The sequence below is a fragment of the Ruegeria sp. HKCCD7296 genome (assembly GCF_013110775.1).
In the GTDB taxonomy this organism is placed as follows: Bacteria; Pseudomonadota; Alphaproteobacteria; order Rhodobacterales; family Rhodobacteraceae; genus Ruegeria.
Window position 1 is genome coordinate 83,410 of the sequence record NZ_WVRF01000008.1, and the last position, 22,873, is coordinate 106,282.

The window sequence follows — 22,873 nt, forward strand, 5'->3', positions numbered from 1 at the left end:
GGGGCTTACCTCCGTCGTCATCATTCCTGCCGGAATACCTTCTTCGGTTGGGCCTGCCAGACCCCGGAAAAGCCCGCGACTGCGGAGTCTTTTTCGTCGCAGGCACGCTTTGACGTGCCCGCTTGCCAAGGGGGGAAAACGATATGATGATCCGGGCCAAAGACTCAGAGGCCCGACGTGAACGATCCCGAAAATGCTCTGTGGCGCAGCACCTGTGCCGAGACTGTTTCAGCACCTCGCCTGACCGCTGATACTTCTGTTGATTTGGCGGTCATTGGCGGTGGATACACCGGATGTTCAGCGGCTTTGGAAGCTGCCCAGGCCGGTGCTTCGGTCTGTCTGCTTGAGGCGCAGGAGATCGGCTTTGGCGGATCGGGCCGTAATGTCGGTTTGGCCAATGCAGGGCTTTGGTTGCCGCCGGACGAAATCCGCGCGCATATCGGACAGGTGGCCGGAGATCGCCTGATCGATCTGCTGGCGCGGGCCCCGTCTGATGTGTTTGCATTGATCGAAAAACACAGCATCGCATGTGAGCCTGTGCGTAACGGAACCTTGCATTGCGCGCATTCCGCAGCTGGTTTGAAAAACCTTCAAACGCGCCACGCGCAGTTGAGCGCAGCAGGTGCACCGGTGGAATTGCTTTCGATGGATCAGGCGCGGGAAAGAACCGGTAGCGATGCCTTCCATGGGGCGTTGTTCGATCCTCGCGCCGGAACCATACAGCCGATGGCTTATGTGGTCGGATTGGCGCGAGCGGCGGCGCAGACCGGGGCGCAGATACACGGGCAAAGCCCGGTGCAGACCATGCGCCATGAAAACGGCCAATGGGTGCTGACCACACCGGGCGGGGTGGTGCGAGCCAAGTCCGTCATTCAGGCGACCAACGCCTATCACCTTGGCTTGCCAGATACCGCGCCCGCCTATGTGCCGGTTTATTATTTTCAATACGCGACCGCTCCGCTGTCGCATAACTTGCGCGCCAGCATTCTGCCGCAAGAAGAAGGGTGCTGGGATACCGGTTTGATCATGACGTCGTTTCGCCTGGATCAGGCGGGGCGCATGATTATTGGCGGCATGGGCGACCTTGGCAATGCAGGTCAGAGCGCACACACCGCCTGGGTCCGGCGTAAACTGGCAGAGCTTTACCCGCAATTGGCCGACCAGCCGTTTGAGCAGGGTTGGCACGGGCGGATCGCCATGACCTCGGACCATATCCCGAAGATCACGCAGATCGGTCCGAACGCTTTGGCCGCCCACGGGTATTCCGGTCGCGGCATCGGACCCGGCACGGTGTTTGGTCGCATGATGGCCGAGAGCCTTCTTGCCGAAGACCCGTCACGTTTACCTGTGCCCGCCGTGCCTGAGCATCGCGAAAGCTGGACACGCGTGCGCCGCGCCTTTTTTGAATCCGGCGCAGCGTTGACACATCTGATAAAGGCACGGTTCTGAGGTCAGACAGACCGGGTGATGCCGCCATCCACCCGGATATTCTGCCCGGTGATGTAGCCGCCCCCTTCGGATGCCAGCAGGGCCACGACCGAAGCGATCTCGTCGTAGCTGCGTCCATAGCGACCCATTGGAATGCGACTGCGGAACTCCTCTTTCTCGGGCAGGCTGTCAATGAAGCCCGGAAGAACGTTGTTCATGCGGATGTTCTCAGAGGCATATTTGTCCGAGAACAGCTTGGTGAAAGCGGCCAGACCAGCCCGGAACACACCAGATGTCGGAAATACCGGATCAGGTTCGAATGCGGCAAAGGTCGAGATATTGATGATCGACCCACCACCTTGCGCCTGCATGATCGGCGTCACCAGTCGCGTCGGACGGACCGCGTTCAGGAAATAGACATCCATGCCTGTGTGCCAATCGTTGTCCGTCAGCTCAAGGATCGGCGCGCGGGGGCCGTGACCTGCAGAATTGACCAGAACGTCGATGCGACCCCAATGGGCCATCGCCGCATCGACAAGCTTTTGCAAATCTTCAGTGGACTGGTTCGAGCCGGTCACACCGACGCCGCCCAACTCATGCGCCAGGGCTTCGCCTTTGCCCGAGGCGGACAGAATTCCCACCTTGTATCCGTCTGCAGCCAGTCTGCGTGCGGAATCTGCACCCATGCCGCTACCGCCGGCTGTAATAAGAGCTACTTTTTCCATCTGACATCTCCGTTTTCATTTGGTTCCAAGATGGCGATCAAGGCCCGGTTTGACCAATCAGTTATGCTGGCTCTATGCTGTAGAAAATCTACAGGATCATGCCATGGCCGCCCTTCCCCCTCTGAACGCCTTGCGGGCATTCGAAGCCTCTGCGCGGCATTTGAACTTTCGGCTGGCCGCCGAAGAACTGGGCGTGACGCAAGGCGCCGTTGCGCAGCAGGTACGGGGGCTCGAGGCGCGATTGGGCGAGGTGCTGTTCGACCGTCTGCCACGTGGCTTGCGGTTGACGGAAGCCGGGCGCCGGTTTCACTCACCTTTACGCCGGGCTTTCAGGTTGATCGAAGAAGCCGTTGAAGATTTGTCTCCTGACCGCCGGGTCACATTGTCCGTCACGCCCAGCTTTGCCTCAAAATGGCTGGTACCGCGATTGTCGGGGTTCACAGACCTGTATCCGGATATCTCGGTTCAAGTGGATGCACGCGAGCGCCTGGCGGATTTCAAATCGGATGGCGTGGATCTGGCGGTCAGGCAGGGCAGGGCGCCGTTTGGATCTGACCTGGTTGCCGAGCCATTGTTCTCAACCGAATTCGTCCCAGTGTGTAGCCCCGCCATTGCCGGACAAGTCACCCATCCCTCTGACCTGCTGGGCCAAGTGCTGCTCAATGACACTCATGGACTGTGGCCCTTGTTTCTTGAGAGGGTGGGCGTAAACGGCAAGCCCCGAATGATGAGTTTCAGCCAGACCAGTCTTGCGATTGATGCCGCGCTCTCAGGGCAGGGGATCGCGCTGGCCAATGCACCGCTGGTCGCACCCGAGGTTGCCTCGGGCCGTCTTGTCCGGCCGCTTGAGGATGTTTTGATCGAAGATCTTGGATTTTACATCGTCGGGCCGGGCCAGCCGCGCCAGCCGCAACTGGTTGAGATCATGCGCAGCTGGCTGTTGTCTCAGGTCTGAAGCGTGGTTGCGATTGCCTCGATCCGGGCACGCAACCAGCGGTGGGCAGGGTCATTTGCGGATCGCTGATGCCAGACCATGTAGATGGACACAGGCGGGCACTCGAAAGGCAGCGGGGCACAATCCAGAGTGGCGAGTGGCCCCTGTTTCATCAGCGCAGTATCGGTCGAGATCAGATTGCTGCCCCGCACAAACGCGGGGATTGCATTGAAATGCGGCAAGGTCACAACAGAGGGTCTGATCTGGCTTTGATCCACGCCACGCATGACCGCACGGGCGCTTCGGCCATCAGCAAAGCGCACCTCGACATGATCGCTGTTGCAATAGGCTTGCCAGGTGTCCGGCGGATTGCGTTGCGCGGCGTCGTAGAACACCATCAGAGGGCTGTTAATCAGCCGTTTCTGAAAGATGTCCGGCCCGTCGGGTGGAAGCGGAGTAAGCATCAACTGGCATCGGTCACTGCGTAGCAAGTCAGGTTCTGGTACTCCTGAGGGAATAAATTCCAATTGCAGACGCGCACCCTCGGCTCGGAATTCGCGCAGCAACCGTGGAAAGATCAACTCGCGCGGCATGTCATTGGTTGCGATGCGAATTTCCATCCGTTCAGACAACGGATCGAACGGCCGCTCGTCGGTCAGCGCGCGCATCCCGTCCAGCACGCTCTGCACCGGGTCTTTCAGGGACAAGGCACGCTCGGTTGGGGTCAGGCCCTGACCCGAACGGACAAACAGCGGATCACCCAACACCTGCCGCAGCTTGGCCAAGGTGTGGCTGATCGCGGATTGTGTGACGCCCAGTCGGTCCGCAGCTTTCGAGACCGAGCTTTCCTCGAGTATGGTCAGAAATGTGCGCAGGACTTTGCCGTCGAGGTCAGTGAAATCGATTTTGCTCATATCATTTATGATTAAGCATGAATGGTTTTGCTGTCCATGGCGGGTTAGGGGACGGGCAGCAACAGGAGGCGCATAATGGGAATCCGCTTTTTCTCGGATAAGAACCGGCCCGTTCATATGGGCCGCTATCCGCTGGAGCGTTTGGCCCGACAGGATGATATGCCAGACCTGTCGCTTGTGCCTTCGATGGCTGAACTGAGCTTTCATCGACCGGAACATCCCGACAGCATCGTCAACGCGATGGGCGAGTTTCAGGCGATGATGGACGCCATCCGCGACGGGTTGGTAAACCCGGTTGCGTCAGAGATACCTTCAGACCCGCAGGAACGGGCCAATCATCTAAAGGCATTTGGGTATTTTAACGATGCGTCAATGATGGGCTGCGGGCCATTACCATCGGATGCATTATTGGCTGAGCCACGACGCAACCCGGATATCGACCGGCTTGCCCATGCATTGCGCACGCGACAAACCAAGACATTGGCTTCGGGCATCGACGTCATCATGGCCGATCTGAAAGACAGTATGGAGGCTTCGCCCGGGCCGATTGACAGCCACAAGCATAGCATCGTGTTTCTGTACGAACACAACCGCGACCCAGACCCGTCAGAACCCGGCGCAGACTGGATAACCGATGCGCAGGATCATCGCGCCTGTCTGCTGGCCACCGAGAATGCCGTGGTCATCGCCAACTATATCCGTCTGCTGGGTTATGACGCGCGCGCGCATAGCGTGATGTCCTCTGAGGTTGATTTGGGCAAGTTGGCCGTGGCCGCCGGGCTGGTCACAGTCGAAGACGGTGAATTGATTGCGCCGTGGCTGGGCACGCGATTTGGTCTGGCTGCCGTCACGACTGAGATGCCGATTGCCCATGACCGACCGCTCCGACCCATGGCGCAACAGCCGTGGTTCCGGACGCAAGGGCCAGCATGGTGGTTGGGAACGGGCTTTGCCAAGAATGCCCTGAACCGTGATCCGTATTCCAAACGACGGTACGTGGACGGGGCGCATCCATTCGAGAAACTCAAACGGGTCGAGACACCAACCACGTATATCGACGAAGAAAACGTCGCCCGCGTTCCCAAACGCGCTGACATGTTTGCCCGTGCGCAATTCGGGGATATGGGCAAATGGCTGCAGGATGCGGCAAAGGGCGGTTACTATGTCCGCAAGGCCGCGCCCAGCTTTGCCCAACGGCGTGCCTTGGGGGCTTTCGTGCTGTTGCAGGATGGCGAAAGCGCTGAGGCTATAAAACCAACTGACGCCCAAAGGAATGCGGCAAATGTAAAAGCGGCGACCTATTTCCTCGGAGTCGATGCGGTGGGCCTTAGCCGCTGCCCAGAATGGGCGTGGTATTCTCATGATGCGACGGGTGAAGAAATCGTACCGCCCCATGATCAGGCGATCAGCATGATCATCGATCAGGGCTATGAAACGATGGAAGGCGCCAGCGGTGACGACTGGATCAGCGTTGCCCAATCCATGCGCGCCTATCTGCGCTTTTCGCTGCTGGGCGGCGTGATTGCGCAACAAATCCGCAACCTCGGCTACAAGGCCAAGGCGCATACGGTGATGGATGGTGAGGTGCTGCAACCGCCGCTTCTGTTGCTGTCCGGTCTGGGTGAGGTCAGTCGGATCGGAGAAGTGATCCTGAACCCATATCTGGGCCCTCGTTTGAAATCCGGGGCTGTGACCACCGATATGCCGATGGAGCATGACAAGCCGGTTGACTTCGGCTTGCAGAGCTTTTGCGAGTCTTGCAACAAATGCGCGCGCGAATGTCCGTCGGGTGCGATCACGGCCGGGCCGAAGCTGATGTTCAACGGCTATGAAATCTGGAAATCCGACAGTCAGAAATGTGCGACCTATCGTGTGACAACACCGGGAGGGGCGATGTGTGGGCGGTGCATGAAAACCTGCCCGTGGAACCTTGAAGGCATCTTCAAGGAACGGCCGTTCCGCTGGGCCGCGATGAACATCCCCTCTGCCGCGCCTGCATTGGCCAAGCTGGACGATGCGGTCGGCAATGGCGGTCTGAACGACATCAAGAAATGGTGGTGGGATATCGAGCTGCAGCCGGACGGTTCCTATCGCCCCACAACGCACCCGTTGAACCGGCGTGACCTGCAAACGGATCTGGACCTGAAATACGAAGATCAGACGCTGGCTGTCTATCCCGCCTATCTGGCCCCGCATCCTTGGCCCTATCCCTTTGCTATGGATCGAGAGGCCGGGATTGCGGCCTATGAGGCCATGGTGACAACCGATGAATACAAGTCGCGCAAGGCCAGCGGGGATATGTCGGTCATCCACCGCTATCAGATCAGCGGTGATGCACCGGTGATGCGGGTTGCCGTGACCAAGGTCGATAAGATGACTGCTGATGTAACGAAGTATGAATTCTCAACGCTGGACGGTGCGCCCCTGCCGGGATGGACAGCGGGCGCACATCTGGACGTATTGGTCGCACCGGAATACCTGCGGCAATATTCGATGTCCGGCGATCCGTCAGACAGGTCGACCTATCAGATCGGCGTGCTGCGCGAGGATGAGGGGCGCGGTGGTTCGGCGTTGCTGCACCGTATCTTCTCTGAGGGGCGCAAGGTTTTCATTTCAAAACCCATTAACCATTTCGAACTGGACGAAACGGCTACCAAGACCTTCCTGATGGGCGGTGGTATCGGCATCACTCCGATGATCGCCTTTGCCCATCGCCTGCACGCCTTGGGTCGAGAGTTCGAGTTGCATTACTCGGCTAGCACGCGGGGCGGGGCGGGGTATCTGGAGGATCTGGCTGCGATGCCGTGGGCAGATCACGTGCATTATCATTTCTCAGATGAAGGTACCCGCGCCCATTTGGATGCGGTCCTGTCTGGGTACAAGGAGGGTTGGCATGTCTACACCTGCGGGCCAGATCGCTTCATGGATGGGGTAATGCAAGCGGCAGAACAGCAAGGCTTCCCCGAAGAGGCCCGGCATCTAGAATACTTTTCGGTTCCCGAACAACCCGAATATGAGAACCAACCGTTTAAGCTCAGACTGGCACGGTCCGGGAAAACGCTGACCGTGCCCGCAGACAAGGATGCGGCGCAGGTTTTGAACGAGGCGGGTTTTCATGTGGATGTGAAATGCGCAGACGGCATCTGCGGCGTCTGTAAATGCGGTGTTATCTCGGGTGAGGTCGAACACCGAGATTTCGTTTTATCAAAGAAACAGCGCGAAGGGGCCATGATCCTGTGCCAAAGCCGCGCAGCAGAAGCCGATGGGGTGATCGAAATCGATCTGTGAACCCTAACCTTACGTGACATTTGGAGCGCTAATTTTAGTCGCTCGGCCCATAGACGCCGGGCGAGGGGTGAATTAACGTCGCCCGGAACCCAGATATTCCTGACCAACAGGTACGAGGTAGCTTCATGGATTATCACAGCCCCGCCAGCTTTGCCGAAGCTTCGGCTCTGGCCGCGAATGCGACGGGTATTACACGGTTTCTGGCGGGTGGCACCGATGTTTTGGTGCAGTTGCGCTCGGAACTGGTGACACCCGATACGCTGATCGACATCAAGAAAATCAACGGTGTACACGACATCACTCGCAATGCCGATGGCAGTTGGACACTGGGTGTGGCCACTACAGGCGCCGAGATGAGCGAGCATCCTGATCTGGGCAAGGACTGGCCTGGTGTGGTCGAGGCGATGGACCTGATCGGATCCACCCAGGTGCAGGGGCGTGCAACTTTGACCGGCAACTTGTGCAACGGGTCTCCGGCGGCTGATTCCGTGCCAGCGATGGTTGCAGCGGGTGTAACTGTCACGGTCACTGGTCCGGATGGCACCCGTGAGATTGCAGTCGAGGATATCCCAACCGGCCCCGGCAAGATCTCACTGGCGAAGGGTGAAGTTGTTTCCGCCGTCAACATTCCCGCGCGCGGTGAGAATGCAGGCGACGCATATCTGCGGTTTATCCCGCGTACGGAAATGGACATTGCCGTGGTTGGTGTAGGTGTCAGCTTGCGTCTGGATGGGGATACCATCACCGAGGCTCGGGTGTCGCTGGGGGCGGTCGCTCCCACGGTTCTGCTGGTCGAGGATTGCGCGAAAGCCCTTGTCGGCAGCAAGCTGGACGATGCCGCGCTGGATGCGCTGGCGGCCGCCGCCTCTGCCGCCTGCAACCCGATCGACGACAAACGCGGCACGATCGCATTCCGCACCGAGGTCGCTGGCGTTCTGGCCAAGCGCGCTGCGAAAATTGCCTATGCCCGCGCAAAGGGAGAAAACGCATGAGAAAGCTCCACGTATCCACCACCGTGAACGGGGACGCCGTTGAATACCTCTGCGACCCGCGCGAAACCTTGCTGGATTGTCTGCGCGACAAGCTGAACCTGACCGGCGCGAAAGAGGGCTGCGGTACAGGAGATTGCGGTGCGTGTTCCGTCACCGTTGATGGCCGTCTGGTCTGTTCCTGCCTGATGCTGGGCGTCGAGGCCGAGGGTAAGCAAATCGAAACCGTCGAAGGCATTGCAGACGGCGACGTTCTGCATCCGCTGCAAAAGAAGATGATCGAATACGCTGCTTTGCAGTGTGGTATCTGTACTCCGGGTATTCTGGTGGCGGCAAAGTCGCTGCTGGAGAAAAACCCGAACCCGACCGAAGAGGAAACCCGGTATTGGCTGGCAGGCAACCTGTGCCGCTGCACCGGGTATGACAAGATCATTCGCGCCGTGATGGATACGGCGGCTGAGATGCGGGAGGCGTCGTAATGGCTCTGGACGATCGGAAATCAGACTTCACATTTGTGGGCACCCGCCCCAACCGTCCTGACGGTCTGGACAAGGTGACAGGCCGCGCCAAGTTCGGCGCGGATATCTCAGCGCCCGGAATGTTGCACGGCGCTGTTCTGCGCTCCCCTCACGCCCATGCACGGATTGTGAACATCGATACGTCAAAGGCCGAGGCGCATAATGATGTCAAAGCCGTTGTGACCCGAGCGGATTTTGCCGACGTGCCCTTCAAGCCGGGGCTAGAAGGCGAGTTCTGGAATGTTCTGGAAAACGTCATGGCCGGTGAGAAAGCTCTGTATGACGGTCACGCGGTGGCGGCCGTGGCGGCAACGTCTGCGCTGGCGGCCCGTGATGCGCTCAAGCTGATCGAGGTTGAATACGAAGTACTGCCCCATGTCACCGACGTGGACAAGGCAATGGCTTCGGACGCACCTATCATCCGCGACGGCGCGGCAGACTATTCCGTACCCGAAGGGATGCACCCCAACGTCGTGCGCTATCACGAAAGCGGTCACGGAGATGTCGAGGCAGGTTTTGCCGAGGCCGATCTGGTGATCGAAGACAGCTTTGTCACCGAGGCGACGCACCAGGGTTATATCGAACCGCACGCCTGTCTGGGCATGCTGGGTAATGACGGCAAGGGCGAACTGTGGTGCACAACGCAAGGCCACTGGATCGCGCAGAAAACCTGTGCAGCTTTGCTGGGCATCGAAACCTCGCAATTGCGGGTGACTGCGTCCGAGATCGGTGGCGGGTTTGGTGGTAAGACCACCGTTTTCATCGAGCCTGTTGCACTGGCGCTGAGCCGCAAGGCCAATCGTCCGGTCAAGATCGTCATGACGCGATCCGAGGTATTCCGAGCAACCGGCCCAACCTCTTCTGCGTCGATGGATGTAAAAATCGGGATGAAGAAGGACGGTACAATTTCGGCAGCACAAGGCGTGTTCCGCCTGCAAGGTGGGGCGTTCCCCGGCGCACCGGGCGACATGACCGCTATGTGTGCCTTTGCGCCCTACAATCTGACCAACGTTAAGCAAATTGGCTATGACGTGATGTCGAACCGGCCCAAGCAGGCGGCCTACAGGGCACCGGGCGCGCCGATGGGGGCGTTTGCGGTTGAATCGGTCATCGATGAGCTGTGCAACAAGCTGGGTCTCGACCCCGTCGACGTGCGCCTGAAAAACGCCGCCCATGAGGGTACCAAGGCCAGCTATGGCCCGACCTATGAACGCATCGGTCTGGTCGAAACGCTTGAGGCTGCCAAGGCGCATCCGCATTACGCAGCACCGCTGAAACCGGGGCAGGGGCGGGGGATTTCCTGCGGGTTCTGGTTCAACCATGGTGGTGAGACCAGCGTATCTTTGGCCTTGTCCGAAGATGGCTCGGCCCAGCTGATGGTCGGAACGCCTGACATTGGCGGGTCGCGCGCGTCGATGGCGCTGATGGCGGCCGAGGTTCTGGGCATTGCCTATGAGAACATCCGTGTCACCGTCGCCGACACCGCGACACTGGGTTACAACGACGTGAGCCACGGCTCGCGCGTAACCTATGCCTCGGGTCTTGCTACGATCAAAGCCGCAAAACATGCGGTCGAGAAGCTATGCGAACGAGCGGCGGCCAAATGGGGCATCCCGGTCGATGCAGTGAAATGGGAAGACGGTTGCGCGGTGCCTTCGGGGCCCAATGCAGGCGATTTCGATCCGATGCCGCTGGCCGACATCACTGCGGATATGGGTTCAGCCGGTGGCCCGATCTCGGGCCACTTTGAAGCCACCCCGGAAGGTGCGGGCGTGTCTTTTGGCACTCATATTGTCGATGCCGAAGTCGATCCTGAAACCGGCAAGACCTCGATCACCCGTTACACGGTCATTCAGGACGCCGGTAAAGCGATCCACCCGACCTATGTTGAGGGTCAATTCCAGGGTGGAGCCGCACAAGGCATCGGTTGGGCTCTGAACGAGGAGTACATCTATGGCGAGGACGGGCGCTTGCAGAACTCGATCTTCCTCGACTATCGCATTCCCGTTGCCAGCGACCTGCCGATGATTGACACGGTGATTGTCGAAGTGCCCAACCCCGGCCACCCGTTTGGGGTTCGTGGTGTCGGCGAAACGGGCATTGTCCCGCCGCTGGCGGCCATCGCCAATGCGGTGTCCAACGCCGCTGGCGTTCGGATGAAGCAACTGCCGATGTCCCCGCCGCGCATTCTGGCCGCGCTCAAGGACAATGGTTGAGGTTCACCTTTGGTCCGGCCTCCGGTCATTGACCGGGGGCCAACAGGTGGTGGAGGTCGAGGCCAAAACCACCGGCGAGCTTTTACGTGCGTTGGTTCAGGCCCACCCGCAGTTGCAAGCCCCCATCGATGCGGGGGTCTCCATCGCGATTGACGGGCGCGTCATTGCCACGGGGCTTACGGAACCAATCCCCGAGGGCAGCGAGGTCTATCTGATGCAACGCCTCAGGGGCGGTTAGGCATCAGGCGACCAAGGCTCGCGCCCGACCATCCTGTCGGCTTCGGCTGTGATGTCGTTCATGTGCTGCTCAAGGCTCAGGCGCAGGGCCTCAAACTCTTCTTCGCTGGCTTTGCGAGGCACCGTTTCGGTCCATTCGCGGCACAAAAACACTCCTTCATTGCGCCAGGGGCGTGGCATCAGCAGGCGGTCCCATGTACCGGCCTCGCGCGCGTGTTTCGCAGAAAAGGTGATGCCGAACACCCGTTTGCCGGAGGTGCGCGCCCAAACCAGCGGTACAGTCGACAGCACCCGTTCTGGTCCGCGCGGCCCATCAGCAGCAATACCGATGGAAATACCCTGCTTCATCTTACCAAGCACTTCACGCGACAGGGCCACGTGCCGCTTGTGACTGGACATGGCGATTGTGTCCATGCCGAACTGTTCCTGCACCCGGCCCACCATGCTGCCGGCGCGGGCTGCGGACGTGATCGAACAGATCCTGCCCTTGTCCAGCGGAAAGAAATACGGGGACTGCGCCAGCCGCTGGTGCCACAGCACAACGATGACCGGCTCTCCCTGTTCAGCCAGTTGGTCCAGTTCTTCATACCCGATGCGTTGCCAGCGCGTGTTGCGGTTGACCCATCGAATATAGCTGGCGATCCGACGTGCCACCCAGTTCAGCACAACTTCGCTGTCTGCGATCTTCTTGCGGAGGTTCACTCGGGCTTCCTTTAGTTGACCGGACCTTGTCTTAGCGCACTGCACATTTTGCGCAACTTGTTTGTCGGATCAGATAGTGGAGCGGAATTTGAAAAAGCCTCTTGAGTCCGCTGCGCGGCTGGCATATCTGGGTGCTCACCACAGGGGTATAGCTCAGTTGGTAGAGCGACGGTCTCCAAAACCGTAGGTCGCGGGTTCGAACCCTGCTGCCCCTGCCATTAAAAACCACAGCAAGAACTTGGTTTGGTAATGTGCAGAGCACGCCCATTGGTTCGCACGTTTTTTAGGTGTAAACACTGCTGACAACCTGAAGCGCGCCGGGACGCGTCTTGCGATGTGGTTCAAGTCATTCTGAATTTTCAGGAAGAGAGATTGGCTTCGGTTTCTGTGCCCAAATTTGCCGATAATCCTGAAACAGTTCGGAATTCTTTGGGTGAAGAGTTGCCAAGGAGCAAGCGGCCCAAGTGGCGATGCCGTATTCGGCGTCGCTTTTTTTGGTATTTGAGCGTGCAGTGCAGCGGCTTCCAGTGTTGACGACTTGTGCGTTGGCGCCAAATCCCCGCGTCAGTCGAAACCGTTTCAATAAAGGCGTGGCGCGTGAATTGGCCACTTTTTCATGGTCCGTTATGCAGCTGCCACATGAACGTGTGGCCAACGGGGCGTCCACGGACTGTTAACCATTAGCGAAAACAGTTTGCTTCGACGGATAAAAGCTAGGCGACCGAGGGGTCAGACCAGCAGTGCTTGGTCTCCGATGTTTGTCTTCCGCCGAGTAGGCATCGTTTTTGCAGGATGCCCGCCGATCGTCAGCGCAAGGTCCTGATAAAACCCGTCGCTGTCGAACCACCAGCGATGGGATTTCATCATTTTGCGCTGCGCCTTTGGTACGTCGCGCTTGTATTGCTCGTTGCAATAAATGTCCCAATGACCTTTCGAGGTCAGCTTTGGCATTCCAACGCGACCCACGCGTTGCCGCCCGCCATGCACAAGTCCGCCAGACAGGGCCAAAACCTTGTCCCTGCTGCTGTAATAGTTGGTGAATCGCTTGCTACGCTTTTTGAGAACCAGATCTCCCCAAGCGCCTTTTTCAAGCCACTCTGCGTCGACATCGCCAGACGCAAACATGATCTGACCCGCGGACCAAATCTTGTTTCCCGGTCCAGCCGAATCCCCGAAATCCGAGAAACCGCGCAGAACGACCAAAGCCCCCATGGAATGTGCAATCAGGTGAACCCTTGGGCGAGAAGGCATCCCCAACAGCGGTAAAATTCCATCCCCCACGAGGTGTGGGGCAACTGCCTTGGCGTCGGAGCGGTCTGAGTCATACGCATGAATCGACCCATCACTTGGCCAGTCAAAGGCCACAACGGCCCCCTGATACCCGTTGGCCCTTACCCCGTTTTCAATCTTTTCAAGCCGGTCCAGCATACTCTTCTGGCTGGTGTTGAAACCATGGACATAGATCAGGACGTCCGAATCTCCGCCCTCTTGGCGGACAAGATCAAGCCATTTGGCCTTTTTGACGATGCCGCCTTTGCGAATTTTACCGCTCGGGCTTTTTTGCGTGATGTGAACGTATCTGGTTTTTGCAGCGGGCTTGAAAGTGAATTTCTTTTTTTGCGCGTTATAGGTGCGGCGGGAAAAAAACAGGGCCATGTGTCAAACTCCATTCCAAGTAATCGTCGAAATGTGCCACGAAGCGCCCTTTTCACAAAGCTCTATGTTCTGATCAATGCTTTGGACTTCTTCAGCCAAAGCGCAAACAGGGTTCCTCTGGCCAACCAATCCCTGTTTCCTCTGACCGCCGAATGCCCTAGTGTCCGGTGCAAACGAACACACGCACGAGGACCCATGTCGCGCTTTGATGGATATTTCCTGCGGCAATTGCTGATTCTGTTTGGCTTTTTCACCCTTGTGCTAGTCGGCGTTTTCTGGATCACCCGGTCGGTCAGCCTGTTTGACCGCGTGATCAGCGGTGGTCAGTCCGCGATGGTTTTTCTGGAATTCACTGCCCTGACCCTGCCAACTTTGATCCGCACGGTCATGCCCATGGCCGTGTTTGCTGCTGCTGTTTACGCCACCAATCGTCTGAGCCGGGAAAGTGAGTTGACGGTAATGCTGGCCACGGGCTCCAGCCCTCGCAGGTTAGCCCGTGCCGTCGTTCTGTTTGGGGCGATTACCGGCCTGATGATGGCGGCAATCAGTGTTTTTCTGCGCCCCGCTTCGGTCGAGCAATTGGAGATTCGGCAAGCAGAGGTCGCTGGCGATGTGACGGCGCAGTTGCTGAACGAAGGCGAGTTCCTGCACCCGGCCGAAGATGTTACTGTATATATCGGCCAGATCGATCTGGACGGGACACTGCGTGAGGTATTTGTCTCGGACCGGCGCGATCCTGAAAACGCGGTCAGCTACTCCAGTGCCACTGCCTATCTGGTCAACAATGACATCGGCATTCACCTTGTTATGGTTGACGGCGTGGCGCTGCGCCTGACCAAAGAAGGCAGACGGTTATCTTCGACCCTGTTTCAGGACGCGTCATACGACATCTCCGAATTGACCAGTACAAGCCCGATGGCCAAACGTAGTCTTGAGGCTATCCCAACCGTTGAGCTGATTCAGAACCGCAGTGAGATTTCTGCCGCCGAAGGGTATAGCGAGGGCAAGCTGGTCGAAGAATTGCATCAGCGGTTTTCCTGGATCGCCATTTGTGTCGCTGTTGCCCTGGCAGGGTATTCGACACTTATGCTGGGCAGCTTTTCGCGGTTTGGACTCTGGCCCCAAATCCTGGGTGCGTTCACGATTCTGGTGCTGCTCGAAGGTGTGCGCGGGTTTGTATCTCCTGTTGTTATCGACGACCCCAAGCTTTGGATCCTACTCTATCTTCCGGCTATAATGGGGGTGCTGATTTCCGGTGTCTTCCTGTTGATCGCGGGGCGTCCGATCCTGCGCAAGCGACTACGTTCGGACAAGACGTTGGTCACGCCCGCCTAGGCGCGCAGGTCGGTGAGGCAACTCAGAAGCTCGTCAAGGTCCGGCTGGTCACTGCGTGTGACCAAATACACTGGCAACCGCAATGGAACGCTTTCTGCAACACGTTCCAGATTGCCAGATTTCAAATGGTCTGAAATGACGTAATCGGGGAAATAGCCGCGTCCGCCCCGTTTTAGGACATAACGCAGCGCCATTATGCAATTGCCCAGAAACAGGGTCTGACCAGACGCCTGTCGCGCAGCGGATCTGACATGGTCCTGATAGACTTCGCCCAGCTCCAGATTGACGAAAACCAGATCCTCTTCGGCGGTATGCTTCTGTGGCGTCTGCACCAATGACAAAGCCTCAGGTTCCAATTCGCACCAAGTCACCCGCCGGTCCGCAGGCTTTTCATGCGTGATGGCTGCATCCAGCACATGAGTTGCCACTGCCTCGATCATGTTCAGATCGTGGTCGTAGTTGAGCGTCAGTAGAAGCTTGTCAAAGCGCTGTTCAAAGCGTACGGCAAGGTCCACCAGCAATGGGTCCCATATGCTGAGTTGCCCACCCAGGCGCAGCGCAGGGCGGCTTTGGGTCTGATCAGGTAATTCGCGCGAGGCAAACGCCCATAGCGACAGCATCTGCTCAGCATAAGGCTTGAATTGCTGCCCGAATCCAGTCAGCGCCGTGCCACCGGCACCACGTGTGAAAAGCGGTCTGCCGGTTTCCTCCTCGATCAGGCGAATGCGGGCACTAACGGCTGTCTGGGTCACGTTCAGCTTTCGGGCCGCCGCGTGGAACCCACCCGTTTCAGCAACACATAGAAAAGTCTCAAGAGCTTTGGTTTGCATATTGAAAGTATTTTTTCATCGAAGCGATAAAATCAATTCATTTTTTTGAGTAGGAGACTCGCTGTATTCTGCGGGGCAGGAAACACGCCGGAGAAACAACCATGCTGGATAAAAGCCACAAGCCGACCTGGACTAGTTTTGAAGAAGCGACCAAGGCCGACTGGGACGCCGTATTGGAATATGAGGAAGCGTATAATGCCGCATTGCCTGACCGCATCCTCGACGCCATACGGTCATTGGACGAGGAATGGACACCCTATCCCGTGAACCGCTATCAACACAGCCTGCAGGCCGCTACGCGCGCGTATGAAGACGGGGCAGATGAAGAGTTGGTGGTCGCGGCCCTGATCCACGACACTGGCGATATTCTGTCACCCTACAACCATGGTGAGCTGTCAGCGGCGATGATGAAGCCCTATGTCAGCGAGCGGACCTACTGGATTCTCAAGCATCACTGTGTGTTTCAGGGCTATTATTACAACCATCACCTCGGCGGTGACCGCAACGCCCGTGACAAGTACCGCGACAGCCCCTATTGGGAGGACTGCCGCTATTTCTGTCACGAATACGATCAGAAAGCGTTCGACCCGGATTATCCGACCAAACCGTTGGAGTTTTTCGAGCCCATGCTGCGCCGTGTCCTGAACAAAGGCGAGGGGCATATGGAGTTGAACGAAACCTCTGACGCTTAGCAGGCCGCCATCAGGCGATAAACGATCTGCGCGGCAGTGAAGTCCCAGGCGGCATTGCCGTCCGGGGCCAGTTCGACCACGTCGAAACCTACGCATGTGCGGCCCTTCAGTGCGTGTTCGACCAGTCGAAGCGCCTGATAGTAGCCCAGACCGCCGGGTACTGGCGTGCCGGTCGCTGGCATCTGTGACGGATCCAGGCCGTCCACGTCAAAACTAACATAGACCAGCTCGGGGAAATCTTCGGGCAGGTCGATTGCGTGGATGTTGCCGGTGACCAGTTCCTCGGCATCCACGTGAAAGACGTGGTTTTTCAGACGGCTTTTGGCTTCTTCTGTGGAAAAGGCGCGGACGCCGAACTGGGCCAAACGGATGCCTTCCTCGGCCAGCAGATGCATGACCGAGGCGTGGCTGTGTTTTTCGCCCTGATAGGCGTTGCGTAGGTCAGCATGAGCGTCGATTTGAACGATCCCGATGGGTTGGTTCAGCGCGCGCGCCACGCCCATCACTGCGCCGTAGCTGAGGGAATGCTCGCCTCCCAATGTTACGGGCACTTTGCCTGCTCGGACGGCAGCTTCGGTGCGTTGGGCGAGGCGTTCCATGATGTTGGGCAGGGCAGCGTCGCAATCCAGCGGCTCTTCGGTGAAGATACCTTCGACACAGGGTTCCGCGTGGCCGGTGATACGTTCCAGTTCGTTGCTGGCTTCGATAATCGCCTCGGGGCCTTTGGCTGTGCCTGACCCGTAAGACACGGTGCGTTCCAGCGGGACCGGGATCACGCGAAAACGGGCGTCCTCGGTACGCTCGGCTTCGGTCAGTTCACTATCGAGGAAAATGCTCATGAGAGGCGGTCCTTAAAGTCGTTATAGCCGAACTTTTTGATGATTTTCAGTTCGTCCGTTTCGCTGTTCCACAAGGCGATGGTTGGCAGGGGAACGCCGTTGAAGGTGTTGGTTTTGACCATTGAATAATGGGCCTGATCAAGAAAGGCGAACCGCTGACCGATCTGCAATGGCTTGTCCCAAGTGTAGTCGCCGATCACGTCGCCGGCCAGACAGGAGGGACCACCCAAGCGGTAGGTATGGCCCGCCTCGGCCTCGTCCATCAGGGCGGGGCGATAGGGGGCTTCGATCACGTCGGGCATGTGACATGTGGCTGAGATATCAGAAATTGCGAGGTTCATGCCGTTTTTCGGCAGGTCGAGGATTTCCCCAACCAGAATTCCCGCATCCAACGCGACGGCTTCACCGGGCTCGAGGTAGACGTCGACGCCATGGGACTCGCGGATGGCTTTGATGAAGGCAACCAGCCCTTCGCGGTCATAATCGTCACGGGTGATATGATGGCCACCGCCAAAGTTCAGCCATTTGAGTTGGCCCATAAAGGGGGCGATTTTGGGTTGAACGGCCTCCCAAGTGCGTTGAAGCGGTTCGAACCCTTGTTCGCAGAGCGTGTGCATATGCAGGCCATCGACACCGGCCAAAGCCTCGGTGGTCAATTGACTCACTGGGGTTCCAAGCCGCGAACAGGGGGCGCAGGGATCGTATTTTGGAATTTCGCCTTCGGAATGTTCCGGGTTGATGCGCAGACCGACTTGCACCTTGGCAGCCTGAGCCCTGGCAAGAAACCGGTCCTTTTGTGCCGGAGAGTTAAAGATGATGTGGTCCGAAAGCGACAGGATTTCATCTATGTCGGCGTCTTTGTATCCCGCGCAGAAGGTGGCAACCTCGCCACCATATTCCTCGCGACCCAGGCGGGCCTCATAGATGCCGGACGCGCAAGTGCCGCCGAGGTGTTGGCGCACCAACGGAGCCAGCGAGAACATCGAAAACGCCTTTAGCGCGCTTAGGACATGTGCACCGGACCCTGTGCCGACATCCGCGAGGATACGCAGATTGCGTTCTACAGCGTTCTCATCGACGACAAAGCAAGGCGTGGGTACACGGCTGAGATCGAAATTGCGGAAGGCACCGGCGTCTCCGGCCTGCGTGGTCATCATGTCGGGCATGTCCGGCGTCTCTGGGTTGTGGAGAGGCCGGGGGCTCTGCCCCCGGACCCCCGCCGTATTTGTGAACAAGAAGAAGGGGAGCGATATCCCCACTGGTTAGTCAGAATTCGACCGGGCGGTCAAGTTCGTGGACCTGCCATGGCAGACCGTGTTCGTTCAGCATATCCATGAAGTCATCAGGGTCGAGTTGTTCCATGTTCCACACGCCCGGCTCACGCCAGTTGCCTTTTAGTACCTGGGCGGCACCGATCATGGCGGGAACGCCAGTGGTGTAGCTGACGGCTTGTGATCCTACCTCGGCGTAGCATTCTTCGTGGTCGCAGATGTTGTAGATGTAGAAGGTTTTCTCGCCCGAGCCGTCCTTGGCCTGACCCGTGGCGATATCGCCGATGCAGGCCTTGCCTTTGGTTTCCGCGCCCAGATCGCCGGGGTCGGGCAGCAGGGTTTTCAGGAACTGGATCGGGATGATTTCCTTGCCGTCATGCATCACAGGGTCAATGCGGGTCATGCCGACGTTTTCCAGCACTTTTGCGTGGGTGATATAGGCGTCGCCGAAGGTCATCCAGAAGCGGGCACGCTCGATCTCGGGGAAGTGGGTCGAAAGCGATTCCAGTTCCTCGTGATACATCAGATACATGTTCTTGGGGCCGATGGCAGGAAAGTCGAACTCGACCTTGTGGGTCATGGCGGGGGAGTGTTTCCACTCGCCACCTTCCCAGTGGCGCACCTCGGCCAGAACCTCGCGGAGGTTGATTTCCGGGTTGAAGTTGGTGGCGAATTCCTGATCGTTCGAGCCGCCATTGGCGTCCAGCACGTCGATCTGGCGGATCGTGTCCAGTTTGTGTTTTTTCAGCCATTTGGCAAACACGCTGGTCACGCCTGGATCGAAGCCCGAACCGAGGATGGCGGTCAGGCCGGCCTCTTTGAACCGTTCCTGATAGGCCCATTGCCAATGGTATTCGAACTTGGCGTCATCCTCGGGCTCGTAATTTGCGGTGTCGAGGTAGTGAATACCGGCCTCAAGGCAGGCGTCCATCAGGACCAGATCCTGATAGGGCAGGGCGAGGTTCACGAGGATTTCCGCGCCGGTGTCCTTGATCAGCTTGACTGTGTCTTCGACCTTGTAGGCGTCCAGTTCGGCGGTGGCGATATCAACACCCACACACTCTTTCACCGCTTTGGCTATGGCGTCGCATTTCGACTTGGTCCTGCTGGCCAGGGTGATTTCGGTAAAGATGTCCGAGTTCATCGCCATCTTGTGCACGGCTGCGTGGGATACGCCGCCTGCACCGACAACCAGTGTTTTTCCCATTGGGTCGTCTCCTTATTATTCGTAATAGGTGTAGCCGTTGATCGAGTCGCGATAGGCGCTCATCAGGGTTTTGCGGTCCTTGGCTTTCAAAGTACCGGTCGAGATCGCCTCGTCCACCATTTTGCGGAAGGCGGCGACGCAATCCTGCGGATCAAACTCGACATAAGACAAGACTTCGGAAATCGTGTCGCCTTCTTGTTCGTGCAGCAGGTCAAAGCCGCCATCGGCGCGCAGGTCGATGGTGACGACGTTTGTGTCGCCGAACAGGTTGTGCAGGTCGCCCAGCGTTTCCTGATAGGCGCCGACGAAGAAGACACCCATCAAGTATTCCTGATCTTCGGGCAGAGAATGCACCGGCAGGCTGGGCGAGACGCCGTCGGACAAAATGAACCGATCAATCTTGCCATCGCTGTCGCAGGTAATGTCGGACAGCACCGCGCGGCGGTCGGGTGTCCGGTTAAGACTCTGCAGCGGCACGATTGGATGGAGCTGGTCGATGGCCCAGACGTCGGGCAGGGATTGGAACAGCGAAAAATTGCAGTGGTAGATATCGGCCACTTTCTCAAGCTGATCATCCACATCCGTTTCCAGATCGTCGCTGGCAGCAAGCGCCTTGAGACGCGCCATCAGGGACAGGTAGATACGTTCGGCACGCGCCATCTGCCGCAAGTCGACATAGCCACGGCGGAACAGGGCGCGCAACTCGTTGCGATAGAAGGTGGCGTCGTTCCAGCATTCCTGCAGGCGATCTTTGCTGAGATATCCACGCACTGCAGCAAGGTCCGAGACCATGTGGTGATCATCGGGCTCAACCTCGGGGCCGTTTGGCGCATCATACAATGTGCTTTCCAGCACGTTGAACACCAGCATTGAGGACGTCGCCACCACTGCGCGCCCGCTTTCGGTGACCAACGTGGGGTGGTCGATTTCGGCCTCATCCATTGCATAGGCCACGGTTTCAACGACGTTGGCGCAGTATTCTTCGACCGTGTAGTTGATCGAGTTTTCTGCGGCCTTCTTCTCGCCGGTATAGTCCACTCCCATGCCGCCGCCGAGGTCGAGATGGGTCAGCGGCACGCCTTCACGGGTCAACTCGGTGTAGTACCGGCAGGCTTCGCCCACAGCACGGCGCACATCGTTGACGTCCTGAACTTGGCTGCCCAGATGCGAGTGTTGCAGCTTTAGGCAATGCAACAGCCCTGCGTCGCGCAGCTTGTCCACCGTAGCGACCAGTTGATCCGTGTTCATGCCAAAGGCCGAGCGGTCGCCCGAGCTTTCTTCCCATTTGCCGCTGATCTGGTTGGTCAGTTTGACCCGGACACCGATCAGAGGTTCGATGCCCAGTTCGTTGTAGACCTTGATCACCGTGTCGGCCTCTTTCGGGCTTTCCAAAACGATGACTGTGTTGAAACCAATCTTACGAGACAGGATCGCCAGCTGGATGAACTCGGCATCTTTGACACCGTTGCAGACGATCAGCGCCTCAGACGCCAGTCGATGCGCAAGGGCTACCACCAGTTCAGGCTTGGACCCGGCCTCGAGGCCATAGTTGTACTTCTTACCGAACTCGACGATCCGGTCGACGACCTGTGCCTGCTGGTTCACCTTGATCGGGAAAACGCCGCGATAGGATCCCTTGTACCCAACACGCGCGATGGCCTCGCGGAAGCTATCGTTCAGATGCGCGATTTCATGTTCCAAATAAGAGGTCACGCGCAGAACCATGGGGGCTTTGATGCCACGGTCATCTAAATCGCTGATAATACCCAGCAGGCTGATCGCTGCTGTCTCTGGCGACATGGGGTTGCGCAGACCGATCTCGCCCTGATCCGTCACCTCGATGAGGCCTTTGCCCCATTTCTCAATCCCGTAGATGGAATGCGGTGCATCGGGCGTCTGTTTCAATCAAGTTGATCCTTAACGTAAGGGTGCCAGTTTCGCGCCCGCCAATACGGCAGCAGTTTGATTCTTCCAAGTGTAAACTAAGTGACGAATAAAACCGAGTTTTACTCAGGGTGGCGGATCGGTATCAGGTGATTGTCCCACTGACAGTGTGCGTGGGCGCGGATCATAGGGGACAAACCGGTCAAAGTACCAAACAAGCCAGTTCCGGTGGTAAAGACCAACCCGTCTGACCCTGCACCCAAGCCGCAGACATCCTCTAATGCATGGGCATTCGCAAAGGTCCCGTTGGTGACGTCAAACTGATGTAGTACATTGCCGCGCGGGCAAGTGATGGCAATGGCCGTACCGTCCGCCGAAAACGCGACACTCCCCGCATAGCCTTGGAGCATGCTTTGATCCTTGTCGGGGGCCGACAGCAGGCGCGGGGCTTCGCCGAGACGGTGCAGGCCCAGCAGCGGCGGGTGTTCAGACGTGCTGCCCTGCCACTGCATCGCAAAGCCCACCAGCCCGTCTTGTCGAACGGCCAGATGCCGGATCGAGTTCTTGTGTAGATATCGGGGCAAGGAAATCTGCTCAAGAAAAGTGCCGGAAAGGCTCAGATAGGTCAGATTGGGGTCCATCACCGGCAGGTTCAGTTTGGTGCGCCCGGTTTCGGGATGTGTCTGGATCCCGCCATTGGCAATCACCAGCGTTTGCCTATCGGGCATCAAGCGCATGTCATGCGGTCCGACGCCACCCGAGGGAAACTCTGCTATCCGTACAAAGCTGTCCGCGTTCCAGACACTTATGACTCCTATTCCGGCCTCATAGTTGTTCTCGGTCGCGAAGAAAGTTGTACCATCGGGTGAAAAGGTGCCATGGCCATAGAAATGGCGGCCCTCAGGAGCGGTGAGTTGCGCAATCTGCGCGCCGGTGGCGCAGTCGACCACCACGGCAAATGTTCCGGGGCGACGGGCAAAAGCTACGGCCTGTGCTTTGAACGGATGCGCTGCGGCGGCATGCCCACGCGCAGGCAAGGGCACCGAGAACAGGGTTTCGCCCTGCTCATTCAGACCCGCCAGCCTATGTGAACCATCGGGAAACAGCCCTGCAGCCAGAAAGTCGGGCGCCCCAACCGAAGCCCAGCCGCGGATCGGCGAGAGAGTGGCTGCGGTCAGACCGGCCAGGAAGTGACGGCGTGACGGCAC

General features: G+C 58.2%; 19 protein-coding genes and 1 tRNA gene. 10 read left to right on the forward strand and 10 right to left on the reverse strand.

Features of this window, described 5'->3' with window-relative positions; translation table 11 throughout:
• The first annotated feature begins 177 nt into the window (after window positions 1-177).
• The gene (locus tag GS632_RS12590; protein WP_171238574.1) at window positions 178-1,449 is read left to right on the forward strand and encodes an FAD-binding oxidoreductase; all 1,272 of its coding nucleotides are present in this window, start codon (window positions 178-180) and stop codon (window positions 1,447-1,449) included.
• A 2-nt stretch (window positions 1,450-1,451) separates the two neighbouring features.
• Here GS632_RS12590 and GS632_RS12595 read toward each other — a convergent pair whose 3' ends face one another.
• Window positions 1,452-2,153: an SDR family oxidoreductase gene (locus GS632_RS12595; protein WP_171238575.1), complete on the reverse strand. Its 702-nt coding sequence runs from the start codon at window positions 2,151-2,153 to the stop codon at window positions 1,452-1,454.
• Window positions 2,154-2,256: 103 nt separating this feature from the next.
• On the opposite strand from GS632_RS12595, the gene GS632_RS12600 reads away from it, so the two are divergent.
• On the forward strand, window positions 2,257-3,108 hold the full coding sequence (locus tag GS632_RS12600; RefSeq protein ID WP_171238576.1) for a LysR substrate-binding domain-containing protein: 852 nt from the start codon (window positions 2,257-2,259) through the stop codon (window positions 3,106-3,108).
• Here GS632_RS12600 and GS632_RS12605 read toward each other — a convergent pair.
• Entirely contained in the window at window positions 3,099-4,001 is a 903-nt protein-coding gene (locus GS632_RS12605; RefSeq protein WP_171175978.1) for a LysR family transcriptional regulator, read from the reverse strand. The two genes, GS632_RS12600 and GS632_RS12605, sit on opposite strands and share 10 nt — an antisense overlap.
• 75 nt (window positions 4,002-4,076) lie before the next feature.
• Between GS632_RS12605 and GS632_RS12610 the strand changes: the two genes are divergently transcribed.
• The 5 genes from GS632_RS12610 to GS632_RS12630 all read left to right on the forward strand — a co-directional run bounded on the left by GS632_RS12610 (window position 4,077) and on the right by GS632_RS12630 (window position 11,250).
• Window positions 4,077-7,289 carry a reductive dehalogenase gene (locus GS632_RS12610; RefSeq protein ID WP_171238577.1) on the forward strand — a complete coding sequence of 1,071 codons (3,213 nt, stop codon included), beginning with the start codon at window positions 4,077-4,079 and terminating at the stop codon, window positions 7,287-7,289.
• 125 nt (window positions 7,290-7,414) lie between these two features.
• Complete coding sequence (locus GS632_RS12615) at window positions 7,415-8,281, forward strand: xanthine dehydrogenase family protein subunit M (protein WP_171235668.1); 867 nt, start codon at window positions 7,415-7,417, stop codon at window positions 8,279-8,281.
• A complete protein-coding gene (locus GS632_RS12620) occupies window positions 8,278-8,757 on the forward strand; it encodes a (2Fe-2S)-binding protein (RefSeq protein WP_171238578.1) in 480 nt (159 codons plus the stop codon). Before GS632_RS12615 ends, GS632_RS12620 begins: the two co-directional genes overlap by 4 nt.
• Window positions 8,757-11,012: a xanthine dehydrogenase family protein molybdopterin-binding subunit gene (locus tag GS632_RS12625; protein ID WP_171238579.1), complete on the forward strand. Its 2,256-nt coding sequence runs from the start codon at window positions 8,757-8,759 to the stop codon at window positions 11,010-11,012. The genes GS632_RS12620 and GS632_RS12625 overlap by 1 nt, the downstream gene beginning before the upstream one ends.
• Window positions 11,005-11,250 (forward strand): MoaD/ThiS family protein, encoded by a 246-nt coding sequence (locus GS632_RS12630; protein WP_171105585.1) that lies wholly within the window; start codon window positions 11,005-11,007, stop codon window positions 11,248-11,250. Before GS632_RS12625 ends, GS632_RS12630 begins: the two co-directional genes overlap by 8 nt.
• Here the strand turns inward: GS632_RS12630 and GS632_RS12635 are convergent.
• The gene (locus GS632_RS12635) at window positions 11,247-11,951 is read right to left on the reverse strand and encodes a DUF374 domain-containing protein (RefSeq protein ID WP_171238580.1); all 705 of its coding nucleotides are present in this window, start codon (window positions 11,949-11,951) and stop codon (window positions 11,247-11,249) included. The two genes, GS632_RS12630 and GS632_RS12635, sit on opposite strands and share 4 nt — an antisense overlap.
• Window positions 11,952-12,093: 142 nt before the next feature.
• Between GS632_RS12635 and GS632_RS12640 the strand changes: the two genes are divergently transcribed.
• Window positions 12,094-12,169, forward strand: a tRNA-Trp gene (locus GS632_RS12640).
• Between the two features lie 511 nt (window positions 12,170-12,680).
• On the opposite strand, the gene GS632_RS12645 is transcribed toward GS632_RS12640, so the two are convergent.
• Window positions 12,681-13,607, reverse strand: a complete 927-nt coding sequence (locus GS632_RS12645) for an alpha/beta hydrolase (RefSeq protein ID WP_171175963.1) — start codon at window positions 13,605-13,607, stop codon at window positions 12,681-12,683.
• 195 nt (window positions 13,608-13,802) lie between these two features.
• Between GS632_RS12645 and lptF the strand changes: the two genes are divergently transcribed.
• Window positions 13,803-14,942, forward strand: a complete 1,140-nt coding sequence (gene lptF / locus GS632_RS12650) for an LPS export ABC transporter permease LptF (RefSeq protein WP_171238582.1) — start codon at window positions 13,803-13,805, stop codon at window positions 14,940-14,942.
• Here the strand turns inward: lptF and GS632_RS12655 are convergent.
• A complete protein-coding gene (locus GS632_RS12655; RefSeq protein ID WP_171238583.1) occupies window positions 14,939-15,772 on the reverse strand; it encodes a LysR family transcriptional regulator in 834 nt (277 codons plus the stop codon). The genes lptF and GS632_RS12655 overlap by 4 nt on opposite strands.
• A 101-nt stretch (window positions 15,773-15,873) precedes the next feature.
• Between GS632_RS12655 and GS632_RS12660 the strand changes: the two genes are divergently transcribed.
• Entirely contained in the window at window positions 15,874-16,464 is a 591-nt protein-coding gene (locus tag GS632_RS12660; RefSeq protein WP_171238584.1) for an HD domain-containing protein, read from the forward strand.
• Here GS632_RS12660 and speB read toward each other — a convergent pair.
• From speB to GS632_RS12685, 5 genes are all read right to left on the reverse strand, one after another.
• Entirely contained in the window at window positions 16,461-17,303 is an 843-nt protein-coding gene (gene speB, locus GS632_RS12665; protein ID WP_171238585.1) for an agmatinase, read from the reverse strand. The two genes, GS632_RS12660 and speB, sit on opposite strands and share 4 nt — an antisense overlap.
• Window positions 17,300-18,469 carry a carboxynorspermidine decarboxylase gene (nspC, locus tag GS632_RS12670; protein ID WP_171238586.1) on the reverse strand — a complete coding sequence of 390 codons (1,170 nt, stop codon included), beginning with the start codon at window positions 18,467-18,469 and terminating at the stop codon, window positions 17,300-17,302. Before nspC ends, speB begins: the two co-directional genes overlap by 4 nt.
• A 100-nt stretch (window positions 18,470-18,569) precedes the next feature.
• Window positions 18,570-19,781, reverse strand: coding sequence for a saccharopine dehydrogenase family protein (locus tag GS632_RS12675; RefSeq protein WP_171722012.1), 1,212 nt, complete (start codon window positions 19,779-19,781; stop codon window positions 18,570-18,572).
• A gap of 15 nt (window positions 19,782-19,796) precedes the next feature.
• Window positions 19,797-21,686, reverse strand: coding sequence for a biosynthetic arginine decarboxylase (speA, locus tag GS632_RS12680; RefSeq protein WP_171238588.1), 1,890 nt, complete (start codon window positions 21,684-21,686; stop codon window positions 19,797-19,799).
• Between the two features lie 101 nt (window positions 21,687-21,787).
• Window positions 21,788-22,873 carry a DUF1513 domain-containing protein gene (locus tag GS632_RS12685; RefSeq protein ID WP_171175949.1) on the reverse strand — a complete coding sequence of 362 codons (1,086 nt, stop codon included), beginning with the start codon at window positions 22,871-22,873 and terminating at the stop codon, window positions 21,788-21,790.